This window comes from Ferrovibrio sp. (assembly GCF_029255545.1).
GTDB lineage: Bacteria > Pseudomonadota > Alphaproteobacteria > Ferrovibrionales > Ferrovibrionaceae > Ferrovibrio.
Map to the genome: position 1 here is coordinate 49990 of NZ_JANLJJ010000040.1, position 9147 is coordinate 59136.

Genomic DNA, 9147 nt, shown 5'->3' on the forward strand with positions numbered 1-9147 from the left:
GACGACGGTACCGACGTTTTGTTGCATCGTATGGCGGCTGTGCCGGCGGCGCGAGGTGGCGTGCTGGCCAAATGCGTCAAGCCGCAGCAGGATCGCCGCGTCGATCTGCCGACCATTGGGGTGACGACCATCGAAAATGCCGCGGCTGCCGGATTGTCCGGCATCGCGGTCGAGGCGGGCGCAGCCCTGATGGTGGATGCGGTCGCAACCGCGGCGGCGGCTGATCGTCTGGGCCTGTTTCTGGTTGGGCTGCGTCATGGCGGGTGAGACCAGGCCGCTGCGCGTTGCTTTGTTGGCCGGCGAACCATCCGGCGATGTGCTGGGGGCCGGACTGATGCGAGCGTTGCGCGAGGAAACCGACGGGGCCGTGCGCTTCAGCGGGATCGGCGGCGAACAGATGGCTGAAGAAGGACTGCACAGCCTGTTTCCGATCACTGATCTGGCCGTGATGGGGCTTGTGGAGGTGTTGCCGCGAGCCAGGGCGTTGCTGCGCCGCATTGAGCAGGCCGCACTATTCCTGCTGAACGACCCGCCCGATATTGTCGTCACCATCGATAGCCCCGGTTTCACGCGCCGGGTTGCACAGAAGCTTGCCGTACGCAGTTTTCCGCTGGTGCATTACGTCGCGCCCACCGTCTGGGCCTGGCGACCGGGGCGGGCCCTCCGACTGGCCCGGTTGTATGACCATCTGCTGGCTGTGCTGCCATTCGAGCCGCCGTATTTCGAAGTTGTCGGTCTGCCGACCACCTTTGTTGGCCATCCGGCGGTAGAGATCCTGCGGGCCGCCCGGGAACGCGAGGCCGCGGCTGCGGCAAAGGGACGGGGTTTTCGCCAGCGCCATGGCCTGGCCGCCGATGTCCGTCTGCTGGCCGTGATGCCGGGCAGCAGACGGGGTGAGGTGACGAGGCTGTTGCCGGTCTTCAGCGAGGTGCTGGCGCGGCTGAAAAATGATGGGCTGAACCTGCATCTGCTTTTGCCAACGGTAGGGACCGTTGCCGAGACCGTGAAAGCGGCGGCGGCGGCGCTCCCGTATCCCGTCACGGTGCTGGAGCGCGCTGATGAGCGCTATGCCGCCATGCTGGCAGCCGAAGCAGCCCTTGCTGCGTCTGGCACTGCCACGCTGGAACTCGGCCTTGCCGGGACACCGACAGTGCTCGCCTACAAGGTCAATCCCCTGACCGCTGCGATCGTGCGCCGCCTGATCCGCATTCCTTACGCGGGCCTGGTCAACATCCTGCAAAAGCGGCTGGTGATGCCGGAATTCCTGCAGCAGGATTGTCGCGCTGACCTGATTGCGCCGGCCCTGAAGGCGCTGCTGACGGATCCGGCAGAACGGCAGCGACAGATCGAGGCTTGCGCTGCAGTGGCCGGCCAGCTTGGCGCCGACGAGGCCCTGTCACCCAGCCATCGTGCGGCGCGAGCCGTACTGGCGGCAGCCGCCAGGCGCCTGCCGCCACCTGGCTGACCTCGGCTCCTTCTGATCTCGACTTTCGCTGCCCGATCACCATATTGCTGTTCGTTTTGCCCCGGAGACTTTCATGAGCCAAACCGCTGCTGCCGATAAACCCGCTCCCGCGCCCCGGACTGCGCCGTTCCGCATGTTGCACACCATGCTGCGCGTGTTCGACCTGGAGAAGTCGCTGGACTTCTATGTCAACCAGATGGGCATGAAGCTGCTGCGCCGACAGGATTATCCGGGCGGCGAGTTCACCCTGGCTTTTGTTGGCTATGGCGAGGAAAAGGACCATGCGGTGATCGAGCTGACCCACAACTGGGGTCAGAAGGAGCCGTATACCATTGGCAGCGGTTACGGCCATATCGCCATCGGCGTACCCGATATCTACGGCCTGTGCGAGAAGCTGCAGGCGGCCGGCGTCAAGGTACCGCGGCCGCCCGGACCGATGAAGCACGGAAGCCGCGTTGCCCAGCCTGCGAATCAGGATTCGAGCCGCTCGGCCCTGCATTTGGCCGCTTGATCCGCATACAGCGGACACCCTTGGCAGCCACCTGAAGCGGAGGCGCCTCGCACTTGGCCTGCTCCAGGCGGACGTTGCCCTAACGCTCGGCATCCACGAAGCCACCCTACGGGCGTGGGAGGGTAGCGAGAACACGCCGGCTATCCGGCACGTCCCGAAGCTCATCGAGTTCCTTGGCTACGATCCATACCCAGCCCCGGCGGGGCTACCGGAGCAACTGCTGGCGCTACGCCGAAGGCTCGGCCTTACCCTGATCCAGATGGGGCGGGTTATCCGGGTTAAGGCCGAGCGATTGGCCGAGTGGGAGCGGGGTGCCGGGGAGCCAACCGGGCGACACCGGGGGCGGGTGCTAGAGCTGCTTGAGCGGCACGGGCTGTCTGCTGGAGCTGCCGGGTCCGGGACATCTGGCGAAATCGCCCAAGCGCAATATATTTGTTCGACCACGGAGGATTGACGAATGACCGACACCGCAACCGAGGCCTTGGCTACGCCGGCTGCAGACGACACCAGCCGCTACCGGATGCTGCACACCATGCTCCGGGTCTTCGACCTGGAGAAGTCCATCGACTTCTACACCCGGCTCCTTGGCATGAAGCTTCTGCGCCGTACCGATTTCCCGAGCGGCGAGTTTACCCTGGCCTTCGTTGGGTACGGAGAGGAGAGCAGCCACACCGTACTTGAGCTTACCCATAACTGGGGGCAGAAGGAGCCGTACACTATCGGCTCCGGCTACGGGCATGTTGCTCTCGCGGTTCCGGATATCTATGCGGCCTGTGCGCGGCTCGAAAAGGCCGGCGCCAAGATTCCGCGTCCGCCTGGCCCCATGAAACACGGCTCGACGCCAATTGCGTTTGTTGAAGACCCCGATGGATATCGCGTGGAGCTTATCCAGCGCGCATAGTGTAACTCTTCATTTTACGATAGCGGTCAAGACAGTTTTCAATCTGCCTTCCCTGACGACAGCAAATTAGACGACAAGTCCGACGACCGGGTCCGGCCACCTGACCGCCGACGGGTATAATTCTATGGACGAATTCTTCACCGACGAGCAGCTTCGATCAGAGGATATCGACACTCTGAAGGAGCGCTTGCATCCCATATTCGGTGGCTACGGCATGTCCGTCGCCTTTATCGATCCCGCCCAAACCAGGCTGTTCCGTGCCATCAAATGGGACAGACTGCCGACAATCGTTGATGAAGTGTCATGCCCGCCGCTCAAACTTGCAAAAATGGGGCGTCTGAATCGAGATGGCGAACAAGTCTTGTACTGTTCCCGTGGTATCGAGCCGCCGCTCTACGAGCTGCATGCCGAGGCTGGGCAGACATACGCAGTTTCGGAATGGGTGCTGACTGAGCCGTTGTGGATGCTGAACTTAGGGTACCACAGGGATGCGCTACACCAGTTAGGAGGCGTTGTGAATCCCTCCCGCCGGTTTGTCAATCCGGCCGTCGAGAACGAAAACTCACCCAACGAAATTCTACGCCGACGCATCGCGCTCAATTTCGTGGACGACGTCCAGCGCGGCAGCGAGCATCGCTACAAGCAGACCATTGCCATCAATGAGCTGCTGGCCTCCATTCCATTTCCCTTCCAGACTGATGATGGCGTACCTAGAATTCGCCGGATAGCCGGAACGGTTTACCCAACCATCCGCAACTACGGCGCTGGGGATAACATTGTATTCAAGAAAGAGTTCGTCGAAAGCAGCCTAAAGCTAGTGCGGGTTCAGTACATCATGATCCAAGAGGCAACATCTGTGGATCGCGGCTACCGGACCCGAGAGGGCTTCAAGTTCACGGACACCACCGTAAAGCGCCTGATCCAAGACCCCACGGCAAAAGGCCTCCGGCGGGCCAATTACACCAAGCAGCGGGGAGACCGGAAGCACTGGCACCTGAAGCCTGAGAATGAGTGGGTCATCCTCCCGGTTGAGCCCATCGTCTCGGAAGAGCTTTGGAACTCCTGCAATGCCCTCCTGACCGACCAGTCCGTGGCAAAGCGCCCACGAACCCGCCGCCCGGTCCACCTCTTCGGGGGTATCACCTACTGCCGCTGCGGCGAGAAAATGCATGCCAAGGGCGACAAGGGGAAATATGACTGCCCGGCCTGCCACACCAAAATCCCGATGGCAGACCTTGAAGGCGTGTTTCGTGAGCAGCTCCAGGGCTTCGTAACATCCCCGGAGAACCTAACATCGTATGTCGCCCTAACGGACCAGGCCCTCAAGGAGCGCCGGGAACTGCTCGCGGCCAAAGAGCGTGAGCGGCACACTGTTTCGGCCGAAATGGATCGGCTCTATCGCCTCTACATGGACGAGGGGCTGTCCATCGATGAATTCCGCCGCCGATACGGACCGCTCGAAGAGCAGGTCAAACAGATAGACCGGGAGCTGCCGCGCCTTCACGCCGAACTCGATATTCTCAAAATTCACCACATCTCACGGGAGGAGGTCTTTGCTGAGGCCAGCGATCTCTATGCCCGCTGGTCCGTCCTATCCCATGAGGAAAAGCGAACCATTGTAGAAGCCGTTACCGACAAGATCGTGGTCGGCACCGATGAGATCGAAGTCAATCTTTCCCATATCTTCCCTCCGGAAATGGCGGCGATTGGGCAACGGAGCACGGCGGCAGTGTGATCGCCTTCGTGGAGGATCCGGATGGCTACAAGGTCGAGCTGATCGAGCGCAAATAGGTTCCGACCCAAAAGCGAAAGGCCCGGCAAAGCCGGGCCTTTTTTGCGTTTGCAAGCAATGTGCAGCGTTTCAGAAGCGGCTGGCGATCCAGGTGATACCCAGCGCCGCGAGGGCCAGCCAGACCCAGATCTGGGGCTTGCGCAGCAGAGAACTGGGCGCCATCCGGTTATCGTTGGATGGCGCCGGCATTGTCAGGTAGCCCGGTCGCAACCAGCCATAGCCGGTCGTCCGGTTGCCTGTCGGCGGCTCACCGCCATGCTGTTCCGCTCGCTTGCCCATCGGCCCGCCTCCCATCGGTGCCGCCAACAGCCTTTATAAAACGCGGATTATTTACGCTTGTCGAGTGGAATAAACGCGCGCTTGGGGGAGCCGGTGTAGAGCTGACGGGGCCGGCCGATCTTCTGGGCCGGGTCCTCGATCATCTCGTTCCACTGGGCGATCCAGCCCACCGTGCGCGCCAAGGCGAACAGGGCGGTGAACATGGCGGTGGGGAAGCCCATCGCCCGCAGGATGATGCCCGAATAGAAGTCGACGTTCGGATAGAGCTTCTTGGAGACGAAGTAATCGTCTTCCAGGGCGATGCGCTCCAACTCCATGGCCATCTTCAGCAGCGGCTCGTCCTTGACGCCCAGTTCGTCCAGTACCTCGTAGCAGGTTTGGCGCATGACCTTGGCGCGCGGATCGTAGTTCTTGTAGACGCGGTGGCCGAAGCCCATCAGGCGGAAGCCGGAATTCTTGTCCTTCGCCTTCTTGACCGCCTCGCCAACCTTGTCGATCGAGCCGATCTCTTCTAGCATTTTCAGAACGGCTTCGTTGGCGCCGCCATGGGCGGGGCCCCACAGGCAGGCGATGCCAGCGGCAATGCAGGCGAACGGATTGGCGCCCGACGAACCGGCCAGACGCACGGTCGAGGTCGACGCGTTCTGCTCGTGATCGGCATGCAGGATGAAGATGCGGTCCATCGCACGGGCCAGAACCGGGCTCATCTTGTATGGTTCGGCTGGCACACCAAAGGTCATCTGCAGGAAATTCTCTGCATAACCGAGGTCGTTGCGCGGATACATGAAAGGCTGGCCGACAGAGTATTTGTAGGCCATCGCGGCAATCGTCGGCATCTTCGCGATCAGACGATGCTGAGCGATCATGCGCTGCTTCGGATCGTCATAATCGGTCTGGTCGTGATAGAAGGCCGACAGCGCGCCAACCACGCCGCACATCACCGCCATAGGATGCGCATCGCGACGGAAACCGCGGAACAGGAAGTGTATCTGCTCATGCAGCATGGTGTGCATGGTGATCGACTTCTCGAAATCCGTGCGCTGCGTGGCATTCGGCAACTCACCGTTCAGCAGCAGATAGCAGGTTTCCAGAAAGGTCGATTTCTCGGCCAGGTCGGCGATGTCGTAGCCGCGATACAGCAGCACGCCCTCGTCGCCGTCAATATAAGTGATCTTGCTTTCCGTGCTGGCGGTCGAGGTAAAGCCCGGGTCATAGGTGAAATGGCCGGACTCGGCATAGAGCTTGCGGATGTCGATCACCGACGGACCGACCGAACCGTCCATCATGGGCAGAGTGATGGTCTTTCCGGAATTGGGATCGTTGAGCGTAACGGGCTTGCTGCCGGCGGACATTCGTTTACCCCCAAGGTTGGGTGACTGCGTATCTGGTTGTTGTGCAAATGATTATAGGGTGGCCGGCGCGCCGGAGGAAAGAGTTCCGTCTGTCGCAAAATATCAGACCTTGGATGAATAAATTTCCAGCCAGGGCGGCATTACATCTCCGTAACGCCGGTTTCGGCCTGCCGCCAACCATGCTAGCGGTGGTGCAACCCGCTTCCCCTGCAGCCCGGAGGTTTCGCCATGCTGGATGCTGTCGCTCTCGATACCTTGTTTCGTACTGCGCGAACCCATAATGGCTGGCTTGACCAGCCAGTCAGCGATGAGCAACTCCATCAGATATACGATCTGCTGAAGATGGGCCCGACCAGCGCCAACTGTTCGCCAGCCCGGGTTGTCTTCGTGCGATCGAAACAGGCCAAGGAGCGGCTGCGCCCGGCGCTCTCGGCCGGCAACCTGGAAAAGACCATGGCGGCGCCGGTCACGGCGATCATTGGGTATGACCTGAAATTTTATGATCGGCTGCCGCAGTTGTTTCCCCACAACCCGGAGGCCCGCGGCTGGTTTGCCAATGACCTGAAGGGGGCGGAGGTTGCCGCCTTCCGTAACGGAACCCTGCAGGGGGCCTACTTCATCCTGGCCGCCCGGGCGGTCGGGCTGGATTGCGGGCCGATGTCCGGGTTCGACAATGCCAGGGTGGACGCCGAGTTTTTCCAGGATAGCGCTGTGAAATCAAATTTTCTGTGTAACCTCGGCCATGGCGATTCGAGCCGGCTTTTTGCCCGCAGCCCCCGGCTCGACTTTGCCGAGGCCTGCAATATTCTCTAAATGTTCTAACTCTGCCAGCCCGGCGATGCTATCGCCGAGGGCTGGATTGGCCACGAATCCTGCACTTTTCGTGGCATCGCGGTCGGCCTGAAAAACTTCGCTGCAATTGCTCAAATCGCGCTTGACCGGGCAGGGGCCGGTGAGTAATGTCCGCCCCGCGATTCGACCTGGTGGTAGGTGTTTAGCCTAAACACAGATCGATGAACGGCCAGGGTCTCCGTAGCGCTCACGTCGAGGCTAGGCTTACGCAAGGGACATAATGACCCCTCTCCGCGATCGATGGATCGCAAGGATGGGTCTGGAGCGAAGTTTCAAGGCGGATTGCCGGGCCATAATGGCCGTCGGTGGTTCGCCTTGGGTTGTTTTTTATGTGTTGAACCAAACTTGGCGGAGTTTCCACTCGTATGCCGACGATCAACCAGCTGATCCGCAAGCCGCGCTCGCCGAAGCCGGTCCGTGACAAGGTTCCTGCGCTGCAGGAATGCCCGCAGCGCCGCGGCGTCTGCACCCGCGTCTACACGACGACGCCGAAGAAGCCGAACTCGGCGCTTCGCAAGGTCGCCCGTGTGCGCCTGACCAATGGCTTCGAAGTCACCAGCTACATTCCTGGCGAAGGTCACAACCTGCAGGAACACTCGGTGGTGATGATCCGCGGCGGCCGCGTTAAGGATCTGCCCGGTGTGCGCTATCACATCGTCCGTGGCGTGCTCGACACGCAGGGCGTCAAGGACCGCAAGCAGCGCCGTTCGAAGTACGGCGCGAAGCGTCCGAAGTAATCCAGGAGAGACCCGATGTCGCGTCGCCACGCTGCTGAAAAGCGCGAAATCCTGCCGGACCCGAAGTTCGGCGATCTCGTGCTCACCAAGTTCATGAACATGCTGATGTACGACGGCAAGAAGTCGGCCGCCGAAGCCATCATCTATGGCGCCCTTGACCGCATCAAGGCCAAGACCGGCAACGACCCGGTCAAGATGTTCCATGATGCGCTGAATAACGTGCGTCCGCAGATCGAAGTGCGTTCGCGTCGCGTCGGCGGCGCGACCTATCAGGTTCCGGTCGAGGTTCGTCACGATCGCGGCCAGGCCCTGGCGATCCGTTGGCTGATCTCGGCGGCCCGCGGCCGCGGCGAAAACACCATGATCGACCGCCTGTCGGGCGAACTGCTGGATGCCGCCAATGGCCGCGGCGGCTCGGTGAAGAAGCGCGAAGACACCCATCGTATGGCGGAGGCCAACAAGGCCTTCTCGCATTACCGCTGGTAAGAGCGGCTTAGAGAGTACCCGGAGATCGTCATGCCTCGCACGACCCCTTACGAGCGCTACCGCAATATCGGCATCATGGCCCACATTGATGCCGGCAAGACCACGACCACGGAGCGCGTGCTTTATTACACCGGCCGTTCGCACAAGATCGGCGAAGTGCATGATGGCGCCGCCACCATGGATTGGATGGAGCAGGAGCAGGAACGCGGCATCACGATCACCTCGGCTGCCACGACGTGCTTCTGGAACGACCATCGCATCAACATCATCGACACCCCCGGCCACGTCGACTTCACCATTGAAGTTGAGCGTTCGCTGCGCGTGCTCGACGGTGCGGTCTGCCTGTTCGATGGCGTTGCCGGCGTCGAGCCGCAGTCGGAGACGGTGTGGCGCCAGGCCGACAAGTACGGCGTGCCGCGCATGTGCTTCGTCAACAAGCTTGACCGCATGGGAGCGAATTTCTTCCGCTGCGTCGACATGATCGTCGATCGCCTGGGCGCCACCCCGCTGGTGTTGACGCTGCCGATCGGCGCGGAAGCCGACTTCAAGGGCGTCGTCGACCTGGTGCGCAACCGTGCCATCATCTGGAAGGATGAGAGCCTGGGCGCCGAGTTCTTCTACGATGAGATTCCGGCCGATCTGAAGGAACAGGCCGCCGAATGGCGCCAGAAGATGATCGAAGCCGCCCTCGAGATGGATGACGCCGCGCTGGAAGCCTATCTCGAAGGCAAGGAGCCGGACGAGAAGACGCTGACGGCCTGCATCCGCAAGG

The 9147-nt window shown here is 61.3% G+C and carries 11 protein-coding genes; 10 read left to right on the forward strand and 1 reads right to left on the reverse strand.

The window, feature by feature from the left end:
* From lpxI to Q1J79_RS08175, 6 genes are all read left to right on the forward strand, one after another.
* Positions 1 to 267 (forward strand): UDP-2,3-diacylglucosamine diphosphatase LpxI (gene lpxI / locus Q1J79_RS08155; protein WP_300299055.1); only part of this gene is annotated, 267 nt, incomplete at its 5' end.
* On the forward strand, positions 257 to 1465 hold the full coding sequence (lpxB, locus tag Q1J79_RS08160) for a lipid-A-disaccharide synthase (protein WP_300299057.1): 1209 nt from the start codon (positions 257 to 259) through the stop codon (positions 1463 to 1465). The genes lpxI and lpxB, both read left to right, overlap by 11 nt.
* 73 nt (positions 1466 to 1538) lie before the next feature.
* Complete coding sequence (gloA, locus tag Q1J79_RS08165) at positions 1539 to 1976, forward strand: lactoylglutathione lyase (RefSeq protein ID WP_300299059.1); 438 nt, start codon at positions 1539 to 1541, stop codon at positions 1974 to 1976.
* Positions 1921 to 2430 (forward strand): helix-turn-helix transcriptional regulator, encoded by a 510-nt coding sequence (locus Q1J79_RS21100; protein WP_367182971.1) that lies wholly within the window; start codon positions 1921 to 1923, stop codon positions 2428 to 2430. Before gloA (Q1J79_RS08165) ends, Q1J79_RS21100 begins: the two co-directional genes overlap by 56 nt.
* Before the next feature lie 3 nt (positions 2431 to 2433).
* Entirely contained in the window at positions 2434 to 2877 is a 444-nt protein-coding gene (gene gloA / locus Q1J79_RS08170; RefSeq protein ID WP_300299061.1) for a lactoylglutathione lyase, read from the forward strand.
* Between the two features lie 124 nt (positions 2878 to 3001).
* Positions 3002 to 4612 (forward strand): recombinase family protein, encoded by a 1611-nt coding sequence (locus Q1J79_RS08175; RefSeq protein WP_300299063.1) that lies wholly within the window; start codon positions 3002 to 3004, stop codon positions 4610 to 4612.
* A 383-nt stretch (positions 4613 to 4995) separates the two neighbouring features.
* Here Q1J79_RS08175 and gltA read toward each other — a convergent pair whose 3' ends face one another.
* Positions 4996 to 6300, reverse strand: coding sequence for a citrate synthase (gltA, locus tag Q1J79_RS08180; protein ID WP_300299065.1), 1305 nt, complete (start codon positions 6298 to 6300; stop codon positions 4996 to 4998).
* Positions 6301 to 6528: 228 nt separating this feature from the next.
* Between gltA and Q1J79_RS08185 the strand changes: the two genes are divergently transcribed.
* From Q1J79_RS08185 to Q1J79_RS08200, 4 genes are all read left to right on the forward strand, one after another.
* The gene (locus Q1J79_RS08185) at positions 6529 to 7113 is read left to right on the forward strand and encodes a malonic semialdehyde reductase (RefSeq protein WP_300299067.1); all 585 of its coding nucleotides are present in this window, start codon (positions 6529 to 6531) and stop codon (positions 7111 to 7113) included.
* A gap of 404 nt (positions 7114 to 7517) precedes the next feature.
* Positions 7518 to 7889 carry a 30S ribosomal protein S12 gene (gene rpsL / locus Q1J79_RS08190; protein WP_300299069.1) on the forward strand — a complete coding sequence of 124 codons (372 nt, stop codon included), beginning with the start codon at positions 7518 to 7520 and terminating at the stop codon, positions 7887 to 7889.
* A 15-nt stretch (positions 7890 to 7904) separates the two neighbouring features.
* On the forward strand, positions 7905 to 8375 hold the full coding sequence (rpsG, locus tag Q1J79_RS08195; protein WP_300299071.1) for a 30S ribosomal protein S7: 471 nt from the start codon (positions 7905 to 7907) through the stop codon (positions 8373 to 8375).
* Between the two features lie 30 nt (positions 8376 to 8405).
* The coding region (locus Q1J79_RS08200) for a GTP-binding protein (protein WP_300299073.1) at positions 8406 to 9147 on the forward strand (742 nt) is incomplete at its 3' end.